This is a genomic window from Faecalibacterium prausnitzii, assembly GCF_019967995.1.
GTDB lineage: Bacteria > Bacillota > Clostridia > Oscillospirales > Ruminococcaceae > Faecalibacterium > Faecalibacterium prausnitzii_E.
Genome location: NZ_CP065377.1, coordinates 1940818 through 1962315, shown reverse-complemented (window position 1 = coordinate 1962315; position 21498 = coordinate 1940818). Strand labels below are relative to the sequence as shown.

Genomic DNA, 21498 nt, shown 5'->3' with positions numbered 1-21498 from the left:
TGTGCCCTCAGGACAGCGGCGCGATGGTCAGCACGGCGCGGGCGGGCAGGCAGGTGGCGGTCTGATCTTCCGCCGAAAGCCAACCGAAACTTTCGCAGATGTGGTCCGGGCAGGGCGAATCCACAAAGCGGGCGGCCCCGTCCTTTACCTCGATGTGGACGGTGTAGTAACCGGTGTCCACATCATAGGTGGCGTCGTTGTCCAGAGAAAACTTCTGCACCGTGTTGGCGTCGCCGTAAATGAGCTCGGCTTCCAGGGCGCTGCCGGTGGCGTGTGCGGCCCGCAGGGCGAACAGAACGCCCGCAATGGCCAGCACGGCCAGAACAAAGATCAGGTTGACGAAAAGCTTGGAATGTTGTTTCATGGGTCATCCTTTGTGCGGAAACAGTTGTTCGAGTTCGGCCAGCCAGAGCGCTGCCGCCGCATCGCTGGGCATCCGCCAGTCGCCGCGGGGCGAGAGGGTCACGCTGCCGATCTTGGGGCCGTCGGGCAGGCAGCTGCGCTTGAACTGCTGGGCAAAGAACCGCCAGTAGAAGTTGCGCAGCCATTTGTACAGCACTTCGTCCGGGTATTCGGCCCGGCCTGCAAAGGCAGCTTTGGCCAGCCGGAAGATCTTGGCCGGGCCGAAGCCGAAGCGCAGCACATAATAGAGATAAAAGTCGTGCAGCTCATACGGGCCGACCAGGTCTTCCGTCTTCTGCGCGATCTCGCCGTCCTTTGCGGGCAGCAGTTCGGGGGAGACGGGAGTGTCGAGGATGTCCAGCAGCACGGTCCGGAGCGCATCGGTGGCGGCGATGTCGGCTTCGTACCGGACGAGGTGGCGCACCAGCGTTTTGGGCACCCCGGCATTCACGCCGTACATGCTCATGTGGTCGCCGTTGTAGGTGGCCCAGCCCAGCGCCAGCTCCGAGAGGTCGCCGGTGCCCACTACGAGGCCGCCGGTGCGGTTGGCGGTGTCCATCAGCTCCAGTGTGCGGACGCGGGCCTGACCGTTCTCGAAGGTGACGTCCAGCACGCTCTCGTCCTGGCCGATGTCGGCAAAGTGGCTGTGGACCGTGTTGGCAATGTCGATCTCGGAGAAGGAAACATGCAGCTCCTCGCACAGGATCTCCGCGTTGCTGCGGGTGCGCCGGGTGGTGCCGAAGCAGGGCATGGTCACGGCCAGCACATCGGTGGTGGGGCGGCGGAGCTGCTTCATGGCGCGGACGGCCACCAGAAGGGCAAGGCAGCTGTCCAGCCCGCCGGAGATGCCGATGACGGCCGTTTTGGCGTGGGCATGTTCCAGCCGCTTGGCCAGACCGTCGGCCTGCATCTTCAGGATGAGCTCGCAGCGCTCAGCGCGGCGCTGCGGGTCGCCGGGCACAAAGGGGGTCGGGTCCACGAAGCGGGTCAGGGAGGTGTTGGTCAGCGTCAGGCTGAAGTCCACGGTCTGATAGCCGTCCGTGGAAGGCTCGAAGCTGGTGTTGCGGGCCCGCTCGGATTCCATCCGCTGGCAGTCCAGCTCCGTCTCGGCGTGACCGCCTGCAAAGGGAGCCGTTTCAGCCAGCAGGGTGCCGTTTTCCGCAATGAGGTCGTGGCCTGCGAACACCATGTCCTGGGTGCTCTCACCGTGCCCGGCGGAGGCATACAGGTAGCCGCAGAGCAGGCGGGCGGACTGGTTGGCCACCAGCGCCCGGCGGTACTCCGCCTTGCCGACCGTCTCATCGCTGGCGGAGAGGTTCGCAATGACGGTGGCTCCGGCCAGCGCGTGGAAGGTGGAAGGCGGGAGCGCACTCCACAGGTCTTCGCAAAGCTCCACGCCCAGCACGAAGCTGGGCATCTCGCGGCAGCGGAAGAGCAGCGAGGTGCCAAAGGGCACCTGCTGGCCGCAGACTGTGAGGGTCTCGACCTCGGTGGAGCCGGGGGTGAACTGGCGCTTTTCGTAAAACTCGCCGTAATTGGGCAGGTACGTCTTAGGAACAAGGCCCAGCAGCCGACCGCGGCAGAGCACGGCGGCGCAGTTGTACAGCTTGCCCCGCACCAGCAGCGGCAGGCCCACCAGCGCCACGACGTCCAGCTCCCGGCTGGCGTCCAGAAGCGTCTGCAGGCCGGTCAGCGCGCCCTGCTGCAGCGTACGCTGCAAAAACAGGTCGCCGCAGGTGTAGCCGGTGAGGCAGAATTCCGGGAATACAGCCAGCTTCACGCCGCGTGCGGAGGCGGTGCGCAGCTCCTGAAGGATCTGCGCGGTGTTATAGGCGCAGTCTGCCACCCGCAGTGCGGGCGAGAGAGCGGCTGCTTTCAAAAAACCATCTTTCATCGGAGGATTTCACATCCTGTCTGTTGTGTTTGACCACGGCGGACAGATGAGTCGCCGTGGTGCACATAGTATACCACACTCCGGCCAAAACGGAAAGTCACAGAGTGGTAAAAATTGCGGGAACAAACAAAAAGAGCCGCTGCGGGGCCTCCGCAGCAGCTCAGACAAAACCAAACATGGAAAACGAGATGGACCGTAAGCCGGGTTCTGTATTAAACGACGATCTGTCTCGACCTGCCATTGCTGGCAGGCTCATGCCACCATCGGGACACGCGAGCAGCGCTATCCGTCCCATATAGGTGTTGCTTCCGGTAGGGTTTACAAAGCCGCATGGTCACCCATGCGCTGGTGAGCTCTTACCTCGCCCTTTCATCCTTACCGCATCGCTGCGGCGGTTTCCTTTCTGTTGCACTTTCCCTGAGGTCACCCTCGGCTGCCGTTAGCAGTTACCGTGCTCTGTGAGGCCCGGACTTTCCTCAGGGCGGTCAAAGCCGCCCCGCCGCCGTATGTTCCACTCGTTTTCCGTTCCTCATGATACCATAAAAAAACAAGAATTGCAAGTGGAGGCAAAATTTGTTATAATAATTCATATATGGCGTAAAGTTTTCGGGGAGGTGGCGCAGGGATGAAACTGATCTTTCCGGTGCCGCCCGAAGCGGACGGCGCGCTGCTGCGCAATTTTCTGCGCCGGTGTGCCGTCTCCACCGAGCTGGCCCGCGCGGTCAAGTTCCACGGCAGCGGCTTCTGGGCTGGTGGACAGCCCGTCCTGGCGAACCGCCGGGTCGAAGCCGGGCAGGACATTTGGTTCGAACTGCCTGCTGACGGGGCCGGTGTGGCCCCGCAGCCGGAGATCCCGGTGCAGGCCGTCTATGAGGATGCGTTCGCCATCGTGCTGGACAAGCCGCCGCACCTGGCTGTGCATCCCACGCTGAACTATCCGCTGGATACGCTGGCCAACGGCTATGCGGCCCGGATGGAGGCGCGGGGCGAGAGCCCGGTCTTCCGCCCGGTGAACCGGATCGACAAGGACACCAGCGGCCTTGTGCTGGCCGCAAAGAATGGCTACGCCGCTCCGCTGCTGGCCCGGAACGTCGAAAAGCTCTACTATGCCGTCGTGGAGGGCGAACTGCCCCTCGGTAAAGGCGTCATCGACGCCCCCATCGGCCGTCAGGCCGAGAGCATCATCGGCCGGTGCGTGACGCCGGACGGCAAGCCCAGCCGGACGGAGTATACCATAATAAGAGCAGAACACGGTCTCAGTCTGGCCGCCTGTGTCCCGGTGACGGGGCGGACGCACCAGATCCGGGTCCACTTTGCCTCCATCGGCCACCCGCTGGCCGGAGATGACCTCTACGGCGGGAGCCGGGAGCGGATCGGGCGGCAGGCGCTGCACTGTGCAGAGCAGCGCTTCCGGGTGCCGGAATACGAGATGACGCCGGAGGGCATCCGCATCACGGCACCGCCTCTGGAACAGAGCCGGGCCGTCACCGTGAAAAGCCCGCTCCCGCCCGATCTGCGGGCACTTTTCGGGGAAGACCCCCTGGAAATATGAAAACTAAGTGAAAAGTCCGTGAAAGGTCTGCCCAATTTTTGTGAGGAACCTTGTTTCAGCGCGGACGGCGTGTATAATTGAAATGAATTTGTGATTTTTGATCCTTACAGTCAGGAAGGAGCAACCCCTTTTGATTGATGAAAAGACAAAGGAGCCGATGCAGGAGGCTCCGTCAGCACCGCCGGTGAAGCACAAGCGGACGCTGCGGTCCCTCTGGGCACAGCTCCAGTGCAGCCGGCTGCTGCGGAAACACCGCTTCCGCCGGAAGACACAGCGCCGCATGAATGACCTTTCGCAGAAGCTGCGGGGGAGCGCTTTGGTGCTGCGGGTGGGCGAGACCCTGTATGCGTTGGGCTTTGCCGCCGAATATGCTGTGGTGCGCACGGGCCGGAATATCTCTGCCGTCGCACGGTGGCTGGAGCACGGCATCCGCAATGTGTTCCATGAGCTGGCCGCGCTGGCGTTCCCCGGCGCTGCCCAGATGTTCCGGGACCTGTTCGGCCCGGTGATCCTCTTTTTCCGGGGCACGGGGGCACTGCTGGTGCATGCCCGCGCGGTCCGGAAGGAGAAAGGCTTCGGCGCGGCCGTCAAAGCCAGCGTCCATTATCTTACCAGCGGCATCCGGCGCAACCTTCGGCTGCTGCCCCGGATGGCCATGTACATCCTGCCGGTGTGTATGCTGGCGGTGTTCGTGACGGTGTATGACCGCACCATCCAGCAGCCCTATGCCTTGGCGGTGCAGGTCAACGGGAAGACCGTCGGCTATGTGGCCAACGAAGAAGTCTTCAACCTTGCCCGTGAGGACGTGATGGAGCGTATCAATTACGCCGGTACGGACAAGACCGACTGGACCATCGAGCCGAGCTATACCATCTCGGTGGCGCATCAGGTCATGGACGAGAGCGAGACCGCCGACGCCATCCTGAAGAGCGCCAGCGACGAGATCAGCGAGGGCACGGCTCTCTACCTGAACGGTGAGCTGACGGCCGTGTGCGCAGACGGCGACGCCCTGCGCAGCTACCTGAACAACCTGCTGGCCCCCTACGAGGAAGAGTACAAGGACGACGGAAACGTCACCGTCGGCTTCAGCAAGACCGTTCTGCTCGAAGACGGCATCTATTTCAACGACAGCTTCGAGGACGACAATTCCATCGAGGATATGATCTCCGGCGTCCGCCAGCAGGAGAAGACCTACACGGTCCAGACTGGCGACACCCTGTGGTCCATCGCCCAGAAGAACGACCTGACCTTCCGCGAGCTGTGTGCACTGAATCCGAATTTCAAGGGCGCAGCTCTGACCGAAGGCTCCAACATCCAGGAGGGCGACACCCTCATCGTGACCAAAGAGGAAGCGACGCTGGAAGTGCGCATCACCAAGATGGAGACCCGGCAGGAGGAGATCCCCTTCACCACCGAGACCACCCAGTCGAACGAATATACCAAGGGCACGACCAAAACCTTGCAGGAGGGTGAGAACGGTCTGCGTCTTGTGACGCTGCAAAACGTCTACGACACGAACGGCACCCTGTTGGAACAGACCGTCGTTTCCACCCAGACCCTCAAGGAAGCCGTGCCCAAGAAGGTGGTCGTCGGCACCAAGAAGGTGACGAACAAGACCGCCTACATCACCGGCAGCGGCCAGTTCATCTGGCCGGTGCCCAACTACCGTAACTGCTCGCGCTGGTACGGCAGCGGCCACAAGGGCGTGGACATCTGCGCACCGGCCGGTACGCCCATCTATGCGTCGGCAGGCGGCACCGTGACCAAGGCGGGCTACAACAAGGCCGGTGCCGGCACGAACTATGGCTACTCGGTCATCATCAGCCACTCCGGCGGCTACACCACCGTCTATGCCCACTGCCTGTCGCTGACCGTCCGTGCAGGCCAGAGCGTCCGTCAGGGCCAGCTCATCGGTTACGTGGGCAGCACCGGGCGTTCCAGCGGCAACCACTGCCACTTCGAGATCCGCCGCAGCGGCTCGTATCTGGCACCGCAGAACTTCTTCCCCGGCAAAAGATAAGGAAAAAACCTCGCGTTCTGCTGCGTGACGCCTGAGAGGTTCATTCTAACATAACCAAGGAAAAGGAGACGATTACTATGGCAACTCCCCACATCAGCGCCGAAAAAGGCGACTTCGCAAAAACTGTTCTGATGCCCGGTGACCCCCTGCGCGCAAAATTCATTGCAGACACCTTCCTGCAGGATGTCCGCCAGGTGACCGGCGTCCGCGGGATGCTGGGTTTTACCGGTACCTATGAGGGCCGCCCCATCAGCGTGATGGGCAGCGGCATGGGAATGCCCTCCATCGGCATCTACTCCTACGAGCTGTTCAAGTTCTACGATGTGGACAACATCATCCGCATCGGCTCGGCGGGCAGCTACACCGACAAGGCCAAGCTGTTCGACGTCGTGCTGGCCACCGGTGCGGTCAGCGAGTCCAACTATGCCCGCGTCCAGAGCGGCTTCGAGGGGGACATCACCCTGCCCAGCCAGACCCTGAACGACAAGCTCCGCGCTTCGGCGACCAGGCAGGGCATCTCTCTCATCGAGGGAAACGTCCACTCTTCGGATGTCTTCTACCGTCAGCCCTCCGAGGAAAAGCCTACCTACTGGGAGAAGCTGCGGGATGAGCGCGGCTGCCTCTGCGTCGAGATGGAGAGCTTCGCTCTGTTTGCCAATGCCCAGGTCCTGGGCAAGAATGCCGCCTGCCTGCTGACCATCTCCGACAGCTTCGTTTCGCCGGAGATCACCACCGCCGAGCAGCGCCAGACCAGCTTCACCAATATGATGAAGGTCGCTCTGGGGGCAGAATACTGATTATGGGTTGAAAAGAAAGAGGGGGACGGTTGCCACACGGCAGCTGCCCCCTCTTTTCAGGTGTCATCATAATGCCCGAAGCAGTCTCATTTAATCTACCTCGATCAGGTCATGTTCGGTCAGCTTGGCTTTTCCGGTATCAATATCGTGCACGATCTGACGCAGGTGATTGATGTTGCTCTCTGCGTAGAACGGGTCAGCAGAGACCTCAAACGGAATGCGGTGCTCGCGCGAGACTTTCTTTGCAAAAATCGGAACGCTTGCGGGAAAAGAAGGAATGGGGTATACTTTAATTGATATGAAAAAGGAGGAAGGACAATGGAAAAGCAGGGAAGGAAAACTATTCCCATCACCCCATCGCTCCGCCTCGTTCCCTATTACCCAGCCTACGAGACTACGCTTCCGTGGTATCAGGATGCAGAGCTATGTCACCAGGTGGACAATCAAAACCGCATTTATGATTTGTCCATTTTGAAAAACATGTATGAGTATCTGAACACCCATGGCGACCTGTTTTACATCGAGTGCGAAGGAACCCTCTGCGGCGATGTTTGTTTACAGGCCAGCGGAGAAATTGCCATTGTGGTCTGCAAGGCATACCAGAACCGGCACATCGGGCGGGCTGTGGTAGGAAAGATCTTGGAGCTGGCACGGGAAAAGGGCTACCCGGAGTGCTTTGCGGAGATCTATTCGTTCAATGCACAGTCCCAGGCAATGTTCCGCTCAATAGGATTTGTGCAGAAGGATGCAGAAATGTTTGTTTATCCGCTGAGATAAAAAGGAGGACTACACCATGACGAATCTGACGCTGGAAGAAAAGAAGGAGCTGATCCGGATGGCACTGAAGGCCCGCGAGGGAGCCTATGCGCCCTATTCGGACTTTCTGGTCGGCGCGGCGCTGCGGGCGGAGGACGGCCGTGTCTTCACCGGCTGCAATGTGGAGAACGCCGCCTTTACCCCGACCAGTTGCGCCGAACGCACGGCGCTGTTCAAGGCGGTGAGTGAGGGCGTGACCCGGTTCACCGACATTGCCGTCGTGGGGGCCCGCCGGGGCGAGGTGAACAAACAGATCACGTCGCCCTGCGGGGTCTGCCGTCAGGCGCTGTTCGAGTTCGGCGGGCCGGAGCTGAACGTCATCATGGCCAGGACGCCGGATGATTTCATCGAGCGCAGCATGGACGAACTGCTGCCCTTCGGCTTCGGGCCGTCCAACGTGGCGGGCAACAAAGCGGTGGAGGAATGAGGCCGCAGACCGGGCAGAAAAGCGCAAAATTGGACAAAAAGCAAGACTTTTACGCGAATTTTACAAAAAATCTGTAAATATTTTGTAATCGGAAATTCCTTGCTTTCGTCACAGATCCCGGCTATACTTGGTTCAGTAAATGTGCCAGTGTGCACATTTGGAACGTAAAACGCAAGTTTTCAAATCACATAAAAGGAGAGTTTTCACTATGATGATTTCTCGTCGTAACTTCCTGGCTGTGGCTGGCGCCGCTGCCGCTGCTGCCGCTCTGACTGCCTGTGGTGGTTCTTCCTCTTCCACCAGCACCGCTTCTTCTGCTGCTTCTTCCGCAGCATCTGCTGGCTCTGAGGCTGCTGGCAAGATCACGAAGGTCGCTCTGACCTGCGATACCGGCACGATCGATGACGAGAGCTTCAACCAGGCTTGCTGGACCGCTGTTTCCGGTTACATGGGCGATGACTGCCAGTACTACATCCCCGAAGCAGACGCTTCCGATGAGGACCGCGAGACCATGATCCGCCAGGCTGTCAACGACGGCGCTGAGGTCATCGTCTGCGTCGGCTATCTGTACGGTGCTTCTCTGGCATGGGCTGCTGAGCAGTATCCCGATGTCAAGTTCATCGCTATTGATGTCACCCAGGGCGACATCGGCACCGATGCCATCCCCGCAAACTGCTACTGCATCACCTTCAAGGAGGAGCAGGCAGGCTATCTGGCAGGCTATGCCATCACCAAGGACGGCAAGAACAAGCTGGGCTTCCTGGGCGGCATGGCAGTTCCCGCTGTCATCCGTTATGGCTATGGCTTCGTGCAGGGCGCTGACGCTGCCGCACAGGAGCTGGGACAGAACGTCGAGATCAACTACTTCTACGGCGGCCAGTTCTACGGCGATGCCAACATCACCTCCCGTATGGAGGGCTGGTACTCCAACGGTACGCAGGTCGTCTTCGCCTGCGGCGGCGGCATCTACACCTCTGCGGTTGAGGCTGCTCTGAAGAACAACGGCTATGTCATCGGCGTTGACGTTGACCAGAACTACATCGGCGCAAACGGCGTGGCAGATGGCACCTATGCTTACAACCCGTTCATCACCTCCGCCATGAAGGGCCTGTCCGCTGCGGTCGAGACTGCTCTGACCGACATCGAGGGCGGCGAGTGGAGCGAGATCGCTGCCACCAACGGCAACTTCGGTCTGGAAGATGGCGATTACATCGGCCTGCCCACCGATGACGACAGCTGGAACTTCGAGTCCTTCACCAAGGATGAGTACGAGGCAGTCAAGGCCAAGATCGCTTCCGGCGAGATCACCGTGGACAACAGCTCCGACGACGCAACCAAGCCCACCGTCAGCGAGTTCACCACCGTCACCTACATCCAGTAATTTTTCTGTAGTCTGCGAGGCTGCTGCATCACTCTTTCCGGCATTGCTTGTGCAATGCCACCTCCCTCAATGAGGGAGGCTTTGATTGCGGGCCGTCACGTTCAGGCTCCCTCCCAGAGGGAGCAGACGCGGCGGAGCTGTGACGAAGGGAGTGGGTGTAGCAGCCTCTTTTTGCAATTTCTGGAGAAAAACGCCTCGCAGAAAACTGGTCAGATTGCACAAAAGTCATACTTTTTGTAGGGCAAATCCTTAAAAATTCAAAAAGAAGTGTGCAAACCGGCAAAAATACGGTATAATGAGAGACAGAATAGTATAGGTGTCGAACCGGCACGAAAGGAGAGTGAGCAGATTGGCAGAGGATTTTGTGATCGAGATGCTCCACATTACCAAGGAATTCCCCGGTATCAAGGCAAACGACGACATCACCCTGCAACTGCGCAAAGGCGAGGTACACGCTCTGTTGGGCGAGAACGGCGCGGGCAAGAGTACGCTGATGAGCGTTCTGTTTGGCCTGTACCAGCCGGAACAGGGTAAGATCCTCAAAAACGGCAAGGAGGTCGCCATCCGCAACCCCAACGATGCCAATGCACTGGGCATCGGCATGGTGCACCAGCACTTCAAGCTGGTGGAGTGCTTCAGCGTTCTGGACAACATCATCCTGGGTGTGGAGCCCAACAAGCTGGGCTTTTTGCAGAAGGCGGAGGCCCGCAGGAAGGTCATGGCCCTGAGCGAGAAGTACGGCCTGCGCGTGGACCCGGATGCCCTCATCAGCGACATCTCGGTCGGTATGCAGCAGCGCGTGGAGATCCTGAAGATGCTCTACCGCGACAACGAGATCCTGATCTTTGATGAGCCCACCGCAGTTCTGACCCCGCAGGAGATCGACGAGCTGATGGAGATCATGCGCGGGTTCAAGAAAGAGGGCAAGTCCATCCTCTTCATCACCCACAAGCTGAACGAGATCATGGCCGTTGCAGACCGCTGCAGCGTTCTGCGCAAGGGCAAGTATATGGGCACCGTGGACATCAAGGATACCACCAAGGAAGAGCTTTCTCGCATGATGGTCGGCCGCGATGTCCAGCTTCAGGTCGAAAAAAAGCCCGCAGCCCCCGGCAAGGTCGTGCTGGACGTGGAGAATGTCACCATGCACAACGCCCAGCACAAGAAGGATTCCGTCAAGAACGTCTCCTTCCAGGTGCACGCCGGTGAGATCGTCTGTCTGGCAGGCATCGAGGGCAACGGCCAGACCGAATTCGTCTACGGCCTGACCGGTCTGGAAAAGTTCAACTCCGGCAAGGTCACGCTGGACGGCAAGGACATCACCAATGCCTCCATCCGCGAGCGCTCGAAGGACGGCATGAGCCACATCCCCGAAGACCGCCACAAGCATGGTCTGGTGCTGGATTACAGTCTGGAAAACAACATCGTGCTGCAGCGCTACTGGCAGCCGGAGTTCCAGAAGAACGGCTTCATCCGCAGCGAGAAGGTGCGGGAGTATTCCGACCGGCTGATCGAGCAGTACGACGTGCGCAGCGGTCAGGGAAGTGCCACCATCGTGCGCAGCATGTCCGGCGGCAACCAGCAGAAGGCCATCATCGCCCGCGAGATCGACAAAGACCCCAAGCTGCTGGTGGCCGTGCAGCCCACCCGTGGCCTGGACGTCGGTGCCATCGAATACATCCACCGCCAGATCGTGGCCCAGCGCGATAAGGGCAAGGCCGTGCTTCTGGTCAGTTTGGAACTGGACGAGGTCATGAACCTGTCCGACCGTATCCTTGTCATGTACGAGGGCGAGGTCGTGGGCGAATTCAATCCCAAGACCACCACCGTGCAGGAACTGGGCCTGTATATGGCAGGCGCGCGCAAGCAGGGAAAGGAGAGCAATTAACAGATGAAAAACAAAAAACTTTCCCGCAGCAATCTGAACAGCTCCATCACGAGCGTTCTGGCCGCGCTGCTGTGCATCGTGATCGGCATGGCCGTCGGTTTCCTGGTGCTGCTGGCCATCAACCCGGCCCACGCCTGGGGCGACGGTTTCGTCCGCATCGTCAAGGGCGGCTTCTACGATGCCCCCTACGGCGTCGGCAAGGAGCTGGCCAATGCGGCACCCCTCATTATGACCGGCCTTTCGGTCGGCTTTGCCTTCAAGACCGGCCTGTTCAACATCGGTGCAGCCGGTCAGTATACGCTGGGCGCTTACGGTGCCCTCTACTGCGCCATCATGCTCAAGCTGCCCTGGTTCGTCTGCCTGCTGGTTGCGGCGGTTCTGGGCGGCCTCTGGGGCGCGATCCCCGGCTTCTTCAAGGCCTATTTCAACATCAACGAGGTCATCACCTCCATCATGTTCAACTGGATCGGCCTCTACCTCGTCAATGAACTGGTCTACCAGAACGGCACCGGCCCCATGTACGATGTGCGCAACACGCGCACCCTGAACCTGGGCAAGAATGCAGATTTTGCGCAGTCCATCATCCCGGATTTCGGCCTGAACAAGCTGTTCCAGACCAACAGCACCACCATCGCCATCTTCCTGGCGGCGGTCGTGGCGGTCCTGGTCTGGGTGGTGCTGAACAAGACCACCTTCGGCTATGAGCTGAAGGCCGTCGGCCTGAACAAGAGCGCTGCCCGCTATGCCGGCATCAACGAGAAGAAGAACATCATCCTCTCCATGGCCATTGCCGGTGCACTGGCCGGTTTTGGTGCGGGCCTGTTCTATCTGTCCAACGTGGGCCAGTGGAACCCGCTGAACTCCACCAGCCTGCCCGCCATGGGCTTCAACGGCATTTCCGTTGCCCTGCTGGCAAGCTCCAACCCCATCGGCACTATCTTCTCGGCCATCTTCATCTCCCACATCTCGGTGGGCGGCACCTTCCTTTCCACCAAGTATTACCCCACTGAGATCGCAGACCTCATCAGTGGTATCATCATCTATCTGTGCGCATTCTCCATGCTCTTCCGCGGCAAGATCCAGAAGCTGCTGTTCAAGAACGCGGACAAGACCAACGTGAACGCAGAGCCTGCCCCGGCGGAAAAGGCCAACGCGAAGAAGGAGGGCAAGTAAGATGCTGCTTTTGATCAAATATACTCTGCTGTATGGCATCGTTCTGATGCTGGTGGCGCTGGGCGGCATGTTCAGTGAGCACTCCGGCATCATCAACATCGCGCTGGAAGGCATCATGGTCATCGGCGGCGTGGCGGGTGTGCTCACCCTGACCATGCTTCCGGCCGGTCTGTCGCCGTTCCTTACCGTGCTCATCTCGGTGCTGGTGGCTGCGCTGGCGGGCGTGGTGTACAGCCTGCTGCTGGCGTTCGCTTCCATCAACCTGAAAGCGGATCAGACCATCGGCGGCACGGCCCTGAACCTGCTGGCGACGGCCATCGCGGTGGTCATCGCCAAGTATTTCAGCGACAGCGGCAGCGCCAAGCTGAATTATTCCAACAAGCCCTTCCTGTTCAGCATCGGCGGGCTGGAGCTGAGCATCTTTGTCCCGCTGGGCATCGTGCTGCTCATCATCAGCTATGTCGTGCTGTACAAGACCCGCTTCGGCCTGCGTCTGCGGGCCTGCGGTGAGCACCCCCAGGCAGCCGACTCGGTGGGCATCAACGTCTACAAGATGCGGTATGCCGGTGTGCTCATCTCCGGTGCGCTGGGCGCCATCGGCGGCATGGCCTACATCGTGCCGCCCGTCCAGACCTGGAACTTCGAGGTCGGTGTGGCCGGTGCAGGCTTCCTGGCCCTGGCCGTTATGATCTTCGGCCAGTGGAAGCCGTTCAACATCTGCGCCGCTGCCATGTTCTTTGCAGTGTTCAAGAGCCTGGCCAACATCGCCGACTCCACCTTCCTGGCCCAGTTCCACTGGTCCAGCAACATCTACAACATGATGCCGTTCATCGCCTCGATGATCATTCTGGCGTTCACGTCGAAGAACAGCATGGCCCCCAAGGCCGAGGGCATCCCCTACGACAAGGGCTCCCGCTGATCCGTTCGCATCGCAACAGTTCCACAGGGCGCAGCTGCTTTCGGGCGGCTGCGCCCGTTTTCATGGAAAACGAACAAATGCAGCTTGATTTTGCGGCAGGATTTGATATACTTGAGACAAGAATATTCGAGGAGTGTGACTCTATGCGCATTTATGATCTGATCGCCAAAAAGCGCGACGGCGGCATCCACACCCGTGAGGAGCTGGAAGCCATCGTCAACGGCTTCGTCAGCGGGGAAGTGGCCGACTACCAGATGGCCGCCTGGATGATGGCCGTCTACCTGCGCGGCATGACCGACGAAGAGACCGCCGAGCTGACCGATGTGATGGCCCACAGCGGCGTGATGGTAGACCTTTCGCCCATCCCCGGCATCAAGGTGGACAAGCACTCCACCGGCGGCGTGGGCGACAAGACCACGCTGGTCATCGCGCCGGTGGTGGCGGCCTGCGGCGTCAAGATCGCCAAGATGAGCGGCCGCGGCCTGGGCCACACCGGCGGCACCATCGACAAGATGGAGAGTGTGCCCGGCACCCGGACGGCCCTCTCGCAGGAGGACTTCTTTGCGCAGGTGAACAAGATCGGCCTGTCGGTCATCGGCCAGAGCGAGGGCATCGCGGTCGCCGATAAAAAGATGTACGCCCTGCGGGATGTGACGGCCACCGTCAGCTGCATCCCGCTCATCGCGTCGTCCATCATGTCCAAAAAGCTGGCGTCCGGCTCGGATGCCATCCTGCTGGACGTCACCACCGGCACCGGTGCCTTCATGAAGACCGTGGACCAGAGCATCGAGCTGGCCAAGCTGATGGTCTCCATCGGCACCCACCATGGCCGCCGCGTGGCCGCGATGATCACCGACATGGATACCCCGCTGGGCCACAACATCGGCAACAGCCTCGAAGTGATGGAGAGCATGGACGTCCTCAAAGGCAAAGGCCCGGCGGACCTCACCGAGGTCTGCCTGCAGCTGGCCGCCAACATGCTGGTGCTGGCCGGTAAGGGCACACCGACAGAGTGCCGCGCCATGGCCGAAGCAGTCATCGCGGACGGCTCCGCCTTTGCCAAGTGCAAGGAGATGTTCGCGGCTCAGGGCGGCGACATCCGTGTGCTGGACGATTACGACCGGTTCGAGAAGCCCACTGCCCGCTATGAGCTGCTGGCCGAACAGGATGGCTACATCACGGCCAACGACGCCGAGAAGATCGGCTCGGCCAGTGTGCTGCTGGGTGCAGGCCGCCAGAAAAAGGGCGACCCGCTGGATTTTGCCGCCGGCATCGTCCTGCACAAAAAGCGCGGCGACTACGTCCACAAGGGCGAGAGCCTGGCGACCTTCTACGGCGCAGCGGACAAGTTCGCTGCCGCCGCCGAGGAGTACCGCAGCGGCCTTGTCTACGGCACCGAAAAGTCCGAAGAGGCCCCGCTGGTGTATGCCCTCGTCACCAAAGATGGTGTGGAACGGTATTAAGAGATCAAACAAAAGGCAGGGCCGGGATTTTTCGGCTCTGCCTTTTGTGTCAGTTCTGCTTTTGTACGATCAGCCCACTGAGGGCAACGGCAAGCCCCAGAAGAACGAGTCCGGCCCCGGCCTGCCCGAAAATGTCCCCGATCGCACCCACGAGCGGGCTGGCGGGAATCATCAGCAGACTGTAGGCTATGTTGTCCATGCTGATGAGCGTGGCCCGCTGGTCACTGGGGATGGCATCGTTCAACAGTCGGTTCTCGTGCAGGAGCCAGGCACCCAATACGCCTTCGGCCAGCATACAACCCAAAATGCCCACCAGTGCAGGCGCGGCACCCACGCAGAGGCATCCGATGCCGCAGAGCAGGGCACAGAGGGTATAAAACCGCCGGAAACTGTGCAGGTGGATTCGACGACCCCATTCCGTACCCAGCATAGCAGCCAGATTGCTGAGCAGTAACGGAAGAAACAGCAGCGAAGTGGGATATCCCAGTTCTACCAGACGCTGTTGAAAGAACATGATGCTCAGATAGTTGGAGCCGCTGATGACGGCGCTGGACAGAATGAGTCTCCCGACTGACGGGCAGGAACGGAGGACCCGCAGGCTGTCCTGGATCAGCTGAGCAAATTGGGCGGGCAGCTCCCGCAGAGGATGCTGCTTCCGGCTGGCCTGCGTTTCGGTGACGAGGGGTTCCTCTAAACGTGTGATGGCAAGGGCAGAAATACTCTCAAAAGCGGCGCTCAGAAGATAAAATCCGGAAAAGCCCAGAAATTTGTGCAGAAGACTGGTCAGTGAACCGAGGGCATTGGTAACATTTGTGATCTGGTACTCATTGGCCGACACTTGAATGTAATCTTGTTCGCGGCCCGCTTGCTTCAAGCTGTCGTAGGTCAGTGCAGAACTGGTGCCGGAGAACAGGGCGTTGGACAGTGCGTTCAACGCCATAGCAAGGCAGATGACAAACAGGTTCGGGGCAAAGGCTATCAATACGTTGTAGGCCACGACCAGGACACCGCCCAAGACGAGGGCGCGCTTACGGCCGAACAGGTCAGCGGCCATCCCGCTGGGAATCTCGGCCAGCAGACTGACCGTATAATAGATGCTTTTGGCAAGACCGATCTCCAGCAGTGAGAAGCCCCGCGCGGCCAGCAGGGCCACCCAGACCGCATCCGTGATGCGCAGGCCGGAGAAGAAATCGGAAAGATAAATACAACGGAGCTGTCTTTTCAGGTTGAGCGGATGGTTCATGGGAACACCCTTTCTATTGAACAAATCGATTTCAAAATAGAAAGTGCGCCTTTTGGATGATCCTTCGTACAACCTCTCAGTCTCGCGCACGCTCGACAGCTCTCCTGGTAGGAGAGCCTCTGGCGAAACCGGACACGCGGTGTGGACTGCCAAGGCCTCTCCTACAAGGAGAGGTGGCAATGCGAAGCATTGACGGAGAGGTTGTATCAAAACACGGAGAGGGATATCCCCTAAAAATGGGCGCACTTCGAGCCGGAAACGCTGAATCTACGACGCGGGATTTTGAGTAAACCGTGCAGCAGTTCCGACCATTCAGGTGCGCCCTCCTTCCAGTAAATCGTTGAATCGACTATACCACATTTCCACACAAAATGCAAGAACGGTTGGGAAACCTCAGAAAACCGCATAAACAGTGGAACTATCCGTTGAACTGTGCTATACTAAATCTGTATTTTCATTTGGCAATACACTTCCCACAGGGGAAGAAAAGGAAAGGAATTTTCGACTATGAAGATCATTCTGGTGGGCGGCGGCAAGGTCGGCACAGCGCTGGCGCGGCAGCTCAGCGAGGAGAGCCACAACGTAACGGTCATCGACACGAACAAGGCCCGCGTGGAGCACCTGAGCGAGTCCTACGACGTGATGGGCATTGTGGGCAATGGCTCCTCCATCAACACCCTGTCCGAAGCCGGAATTGAAGAAGCCGACGTGTTTATCGCGGTCACCGGCTCGGATGAGCTGAACCTGCTGTGCTGCATGTTCGCGAAGAAGGCGGGCCACTGCCACGCCATCGCCCGTGTGCGCAACCCGTCGTACAGCCACGAGCTGGACTTCATCAAGAAGCAGATCGGCATCTCGGCCATCATCAACCCGGAAATGGCGGCAGCGCGTGAGATCTCGCACCTGCTGCGCTTCCCCGGCGCCAGCAAGATCGACACCTTTGCGGACGGGCGCGTCCGGCTCATCAAGTTCACTCTGACCGATGCGCAGGAGCTCGACGGCGTGGCCATCCATGAGATCCCCACCCGCCTGAAGAGCGATATCCTCGTCTGCGCCGTGGAGCGCGCGGGCGATGTCATCATCCCCAACGGCAACTTTGTGCTGCAGACCGGCGACCAGGTCACCTTCCTGGCCACGCAGGAGAAGGCGCACGCGTTCTTCCAGCGCATCCATCTGGCGGTGCGCCCGGTGCGCAATGCCATGATCGTGGGCGGCGGTGCCATTGGCTTCTATCTGAGCCAGGAGCTGCTGGAAAACCATGTCCGCGTCCGCATCGTGGAGCGGGACCCGGAGCGCTGCAATGTGCTGGCCGAGTCCCTGCCCGAAGCACAGATCCTGTGCGAGGACGGCTCGAACCGGGAGTTCCTGCTCTCGGAGGGGCTGGAATCCACCGAGGCGTTCGTGGCCCTGACCAACATCGACGAGGAGAACGTTCTGCTGACCCTGTTTGCCAAAAAGCATTCCAACGGCAAGCTGGTCACCAAGATCAACCGCCTGGAATTTGACGACATTCTGGCCGGGCTGGACCTGGGCAGCATCGTCTACCCCAAGTACATGACCTGCGACTACATCGTCCAGTACGTCCGCGCCTTGCAGAACGAGGCGGGCAGCAACATCAAGACGCTCTACCGCATCCTGGACGACCGCGTGGAAGCGCTGGAATTTACGGTCCATGAGGAGAGCCGGGCCACGGGGGTGCCCCTGAGCCGCCTGCACCTCAAAAAGAACACCCTGCTGTGCTGCATCACCCGCGGCAATGAGATCAAGATCCCCCGCGGCGGCGACCAGATCCAGGTGGGCGACAACGTCATCGTGGTCACGCTGGAACACGGCCTGCACGACCTGCGGGACATCGTGGAAGACTGACGGAGGCGCGGCATGAATTATGCGATCGTTTTGCGGCTGCTGAGCTACATCCTGCTGACGGAGGGCGCTCTGCTGCTGCTGCCCGCTGCGGCCAGCCTGTGCTATGGCGAGTGGTTCGTGATGGGCGTCTTCCTGTTCACAGCGGCGCTCAGCGCGGTGCTGGGGGCACTGCTCCACCGCATCAAGACCAAAAGCCAGATCTTCTATATGCGCGAGGGCTTTGCCACCACGGCGCTCTGCTGGCTGCTCATCAGTGTGGTGGGCGCGGTGCCCTTTGTCCTGACCGGCTGCATCCCGAACCCGGTGGATGCCCTGTTCGAGACGGTGTCCGGTTTCACGACCACCGGCGCGTCCATCCTGCCCGGCGTGGAAGACCTGCCCAAGGGCATCCTGTTCTGGCGCAGCTTCACCCACTGGGTGGGCGGCATGGGCGTTCTGGTCTTTCTGCTGTCCCTGCTGCCGCTGACCGGCGGCTCTCACGTCAACCTGATGAAAGCCGAAAGCCCCGGCCCCCAGGTGGATAAGCTGGTGCCGAAGGTGCAGTCCACAGCAAAGATCCTCTACGGCATTTATTTTGGCCTGACCGTCATCGAGTTCGTGTTCCTGCTGTTCGGCGGGATGCCGGTGTTTGAGTCTCTGCTCACAGCCTTTGGCACAGCGGGCACCGGCGGTTTTGGCTTTCGGAACGACAGCTTCGGCAGTTTTTCGCCCTACATCCAGTGGGTCGTGACCATCTTCATGATCCTGTTCGGCGTCAACTTCAACGCCTACTTCCTGCTGCTGATGCGCCGGTTCCGCCGCGCGGCCGCCAGCGAAGAGGTGCGCGCCTATTTCCTCATCATCGCTGTGGCGGTCGGCATCATCACCTGCAACATTTACAGCATGTACAACAGCCTCGGCGAGGCGCTGCGGCAGGCGGCGTTCCAGGTGGGCTCCATCATCACGACCACCGGTTTTTCCAGTTGCGATTTTGACCTGTGGCCCACCCTCTCGAAAGAGATCCTGGTCATGCTGATGTTTGTGGGTGCCTGTGCGGGCAGCACGGGCGGCGGCATGAAGGTCAGCCGCATCCTGATCCTGGGCAAGACCCTGAAAAAGGAACTCAAGCAGGCTCTTCACCCGCAGGTGGTGGCCCCGGTTCGGATGGACGGCAAGCTGCTCAACCACGAGACCATTCGTGCAACGAACGTCTATGTGGCAGCGTACATCTTCATCTTTGCAGCGTCCTTCCTGCTCATCAGTCTGGACGGCTTCGACATGGTGACGAACTTCACGGCCATTGCCGCCACCCTGAACAACATCGGCCCCGGCCTGAATCAGGTCGGCCCCATGATGAACTTTGGCAGCTATTCCAACCCCGCCAAGCTCGTCATGATCTTCGATATGCTCGCCGGCCGTCTGGAGATCTTCCCGATGCTGGTGTTCTTTCTGCCCGATACGTGGAGGAGATTCTGATTGAAATCGACGCGGAACCGTGATATACTGAAGCAAAGAGGTGATTTTCATGAGCGTTCGGGAACAACTGAATGAACTGACGGCGGCATTGCCGGATTATAAGCTGGCCTATGTGCTGGCCTATGTGCAGGGACTGATGGCAGATGAGACAACAGACCAGGCGGACGATGCCTACTGTGAGCAGCTCCTGAAAAACTACCAGGAGAATCCTGACCCGCACAAGCATGATGCGGTTCCGCTGGAAGAGCTTGCACAGGAACTGGGGATCGCACTATGAAGTATCACATCGTAGTGGAAAAGTGGGCGGCAAAGTTTATTCGCAAACAACAGCCTGCACAGCAAAAGCGAATCATGCAGGCACTTGCACAGCTTCCATTTGCAGGGGATATCAAGCCGATGGCGGGTTCAGAAGGATTCTACCGACTGCGTGTCGGTGACTACCGCATTCTGTATACCGTGGAAGAAGAAATCATCACAGTCCGTGTGACCGATGCGGGAAATCGCGGCGATATTTACAAGTAAGAAAAGCAAAAGGACTGTCACCCATTGGAGTGGCAGTCCTTTTTATATGCAGCAAATGCAGCAACGTTCAGAACGTCAGATCGACTTTTTCCTGTGCGCGGTACTGCAAGGCTTCCAGCACAGAATCTTCGTCGAGGAGCTGCTTTCCGGCCAGGTCGGCGACGGTGCGGGCCACCCGGAGGATGCGGTCATGGGCGCGGGCAGAGAGGCCCAGCGCGTCGTAAGAAGCGCGGAGGAGCTGCTCGGCACCGGGGGTCATCCGGCAGATCCGGCGCACCTGCCCGGCCGTGAGCTGGGCGTTGCAGCGGACGCCCTCGAAGCCGGGGGCGGCATAACGCCAGGATTGGATCTGGCGGGCCTTCAGCACCTGCTGGCGCAGGGCGGCGCTGCTCTCGGCAGGGGAGGAGGCGTGAAGCTCATCGAAGGCGACGGGGTCCATCTCGACGCAGAGGTCGATGCGGTCGAGCAGCGGGCCGGACACCCGGCTGCGGTACTGCCGCACCGCGCTGGGCGAGCAGGTGCAGGCGCGGGTGGGGTGACCGTAGTAGCCGCACTTGCAGGGGTTCATGGCGGCTACCAGCTGGAACCGGCTGGGGTAGGTGGCGCTGCCTGCGGCGCGGCTGACCGTGATCTGGCCGTCTTCCAGCGGCTGGCGGAGCACTTCGAGGCTCTCGCGGGAAAACTCCGGCAGCTCGTCCAGAAACAGGACGCCGCAGTCAGCCAGACTGCACTCGCCGGGGCGGAAGTTCGCTCCGCCGCCAGCCAGAGAAGCGGCACTGGCTGAGTGGTGCGGGCTGCGGAAGGGCCGATGGGTGATGAGCCCGCGCCCTTTGGGCAGCTGCCCGGCGATGGAGTAGATCTTGGTCGTCTCCACAGCCTCTTCACGGCTGAGCGGCGGCAGAATTCCGGGCAGACGCCGGGCCAGCATGGATTTGCCAGTGCCGGGTGCGCCGATCAGAAGCACGTTGTGCCCGCCTGCGGCGGCAATGACCATGGCCCGGCGGGCGAGGGGCTGGCCCATGACGTCTGCCAGGTCCGGGGCATTGTTCCAGCTCTCGGCGGGGTCGAAGGGGATGGACACTGTGGGGGCGATGGGGGAGAGGCCGCGCAGCGCGTCCACCACCTCCCGCGCGGTGCGGGCCGGGTAGACCTTCATCGCGTCGCCGCCCGCCTCGGCTGCTTCGGCGGCGTTCTCGGCGGGGACGTACAAGGCCCGGACGCCGTCGGCGGCAGCGGCCAGCGCCATGGGCAGCACACCGGACACCGGGCGGAGCGCACCGTCCAGCGCCAGTTCGCCGAGGAAGGCGGTATCCTGCGGCGGGGTTTCCAGCTGGCCGGAGGCGGTCAGCACCGCCAGCAGCAGGGGCAGGTCGTAGACCGGCCCGGTCTTGCGGACATCGGCAGGGGCCAGGTTGACCGTGATGTGACGGTCCGGCCACTTGAAGCCCAGATTCTTGACGGCGGCACGGACACGGTCGCCGCTCTCGCGGACGGCGGAATCCGGCAGGCCCACCAGCGAAAATGCGGGCAGCCCGCCGGAGATGTCGGCTTCGACGGCCACAGCAAAGCCGGTCAGGCCATTCAGGCCGTAACTTCTCAGAACAGAGTACATAAGATCCTCCTCAGGGAACCACCGAATGGTGGCAAGTTCCCAATTTTTGGCAAAGAAACGGCTAAGAA

The 21498-nt window shown here is 60.3% G+C and carries 18 protein-coding genes and 1 other RNA gene; 14 read left to right on the top strand and 5 right to left on the bottom strand.

From position 1 onward, the window contains the following. Positions 1 to 7: 7 nt before the first annotated feature. The 3 genes from I5P96_RS09700 to rnpB all read right to left on the bottom strand — a co-directional run bounded on the left by I5P96_RS09700 (position 8) and on the right by rnpB (position 2814). Positions 8 to 364, bottom strand: coding sequence for a NusG domain II-containing protein (locus tag I5P96_RS09700; protein WP_223381864.1), 357 nt, complete (start codon positions 362 to 364; stop codon positions 8 to 10). A gap of 3 nt (positions 365 to 367) precedes the next feature. Then, complete coding sequence (locus I5P96_RS09695) at positions 368 to 2296, bottom strand: NAD(+) synthase (RefSeq protein ID WP_223381862.1); 1929 nt, start codon at positions 2294 to 2296, stop codon at positions 368 to 370. A gap of 180 nt (positions 2297 to 2476) precedes the next feature. After that, positions 2477 to 2814: RNase P RNA component class A (gene rnpB / locus I5P96_RS09690), an RNA gene on the bottom strand. 107 nt (positions 2815 to 2921) lie between these two features. Here rnpB and I5P96_RS09685 point away from each other — a divergent pair. From I5P96_RS09685 to I5P96_RS09635, 10 genes are all read left to right on the top strand, one after another. Further along, positions 2922 to 3848 carry an RluA family pseudouridine synthase gene (locus I5P96_RS09685; RefSeq protein WP_223381860.1) on the top strand — a complete coding sequence of 309 codons (927 nt, stop codon included), beginning with the start codon at positions 2922 to 2924 and terminating at the stop codon, positions 3846 to 3848. Positions 3849 to 3978: 130 nt separating this feature from the next. After that, a complete protein-coding gene (locus I5P96_RS09680; RefSeq protein WP_223381858.1) occupies positions 3979 to 5868 on the top strand; it encodes a peptidoglycan DD-metalloendopeptidase family protein in 1890 nt (629 codons plus the stop codon). A 77-nt stretch (positions 5869 to 5945) separates the two neighbouring features. Next, positions 5946 to 6665: a purine-nucleoside phosphorylase gene (gene deoD / locus I5P96_RS09675; RefSeq protein WP_223381857.1), complete on the top strand. Its 720-nt coding sequence runs from the start codon at positions 5946 to 5948 to the stop codon at positions 6663 to 6665. A 318-nt stretch (positions 6666 to 6983) separates the two neighbouring features. After that, positions 6984 to 7442, top strand: a complete 459-nt coding sequence (locus I5P96_RS09665) for a GNAT family N-acetyltransferase (protein ID WP_223381856.1) — start codon at positions 6984 to 6986, stop codon at positions 7440 to 7442. Between the two features lie 16 nt (positions 7443 to 7458). After that, positions 7459 to 7908, top strand: a complete 450-nt coding sequence (locus tag I5P96_RS09660; protein WP_207685460.1) for a cytidine deaminase — start codon at positions 7459 to 7461, stop codon at positions 7906 to 7908. Positions 7909 to 8116: 208 nt separating this feature from the next. After that, positions 8117 to 9289 (top strand): BMP family protein, encoded by a 1173-nt coding sequence (locus tag I5P96_RS09655; RefSeq protein WP_223381855.1) that lies wholly within the window; start codon positions 8117 to 8119, stop codon positions 9287 to 9289. Positions 9290 to 9662: 373 nt separating this feature from the next. Then, complete coding sequence (locus I5P96_RS09650) at positions 9663 to 11177, top strand: ABC transporter ATP-binding protein (protein ID WP_223383750.1); 1515 nt, start codon at positions 9663 to 9665, stop codon at positions 11175 to 11177. 3 nt (positions 11178 to 11180) lie between these two features. After that, positions 11181 to 12350 carry an ABC transporter permease gene (locus I5P96_RS09645; protein WP_223381854.1) on the top strand — a complete coding sequence of 390 codons (1170 nt, stop codon included), beginning with the start codon at positions 11181 to 11183 and terminating at the stop codon, positions 12348 to 12350. 1 nt (position 12351) lies between these two features. Beyond that, positions 12352 to 13269: an ABC transporter permease gene (locus I5P96_RS09640; protein WP_118551821.1), complete on the top strand. Its 918-nt coding sequence runs from the start codon at positions 12352 to 12354 to the stop codon at positions 13267 to 13269. A 143-nt stretch (positions 13270 to 13412) separates the two neighbouring features. After that, complete coding sequence (locus I5P96_RS09635) at positions 13413 to 14732, top strand: thymidine phosphorylase (protein ID WP_223381853.1); 1320 nt, start codon at positions 13413 to 13415, stop codon at positions 14730 to 14732. 49 nt (positions 14733 to 14781) lie between these two features. On the opposite strand, the gene I5P96_RS09630 is transcribed toward I5P96_RS09635, so the two are convergent. Next, on the bottom strand, positions 14782 to 15975 hold the full coding sequence (locus I5P96_RS09630; protein WP_223381852.1) for an MFS transporter: 1194 nt from the start codon (positions 15973 to 15975) through the stop codon (positions 14782 to 14784). A gap of 456 nt (positions 15976 to 16431) precedes the next feature. On the opposite strand from I5P96_RS09630, the gene trkA reads away from it, so the two are divergent. The 4 genes from trkA to I5P96_RS09610 are packed head-to-tail and all read left to right on the top strand — an operon-like array spanning position 16432 to position 19818. Further along, on the top strand, positions 16432 to 17841 hold the full coding sequence (trkA, locus tag I5P96_RS09625) for a Trk system potassium transporter TrkA (RefSeq protein WP_263286937.1): 1410 nt from the start codon (positions 16432 to 16434) through the stop codon (positions 17839 to 17841). Positions 17842 to 17853: 12 nt separating this feature from the next. Further along, positions 17854 to 19296, top strand: coding sequence for a TrkH family potassium uptake protein (locus I5P96_RS09620; protein WP_223381850.1), 1443 nt, complete (start codon positions 17854 to 17856; stop codon positions 19294 to 19296). A 49-nt stretch (positions 19297 to 19345) separates the two neighbouring features. Next, positions 19346 to 19573 carry a hypothetical protein gene (locus I5P96_RS09615; RefSeq protein WP_223381849.1) on the top strand — a complete coding sequence of 76 codons (228 nt, stop codon included), beginning with the start codon at positions 19346 to 19348 and terminating at the stop codon, positions 19571 to 19573. Next, positions 19570 to 19818, top strand: a complete 249-nt coding sequence (locus tag I5P96_RS09610) for a type II toxin-antitoxin system RelE family toxin (RefSeq protein ID WP_118551835.1) — start codon at positions 19570 to 19572, stop codon at positions 19816 to 19818. The genes I5P96_RS09615 and I5P96_RS09610 overlap by 4 nt, the downstream gene beginning before the upstream one ends. Positions 19819 to 19885: 67 nt before the next feature. Here I5P96_RS09610 and I5P96_RS09605 read toward each other — a convergent pair whose 3' ends face one another. Further along, on the bottom strand, positions 19886 to 21430 hold the full coding sequence (locus I5P96_RS09605) for a YifB family Mg chelatase-like AAA ATPase (RefSeq protein ID WP_223381848.1): 1545 nt from the start codon (positions 21428 to 21430) through the stop codon (positions 19886 to 19888). Between the last annotated feature and the right edge of the window lie 68 nt (positions 21431 to 21498).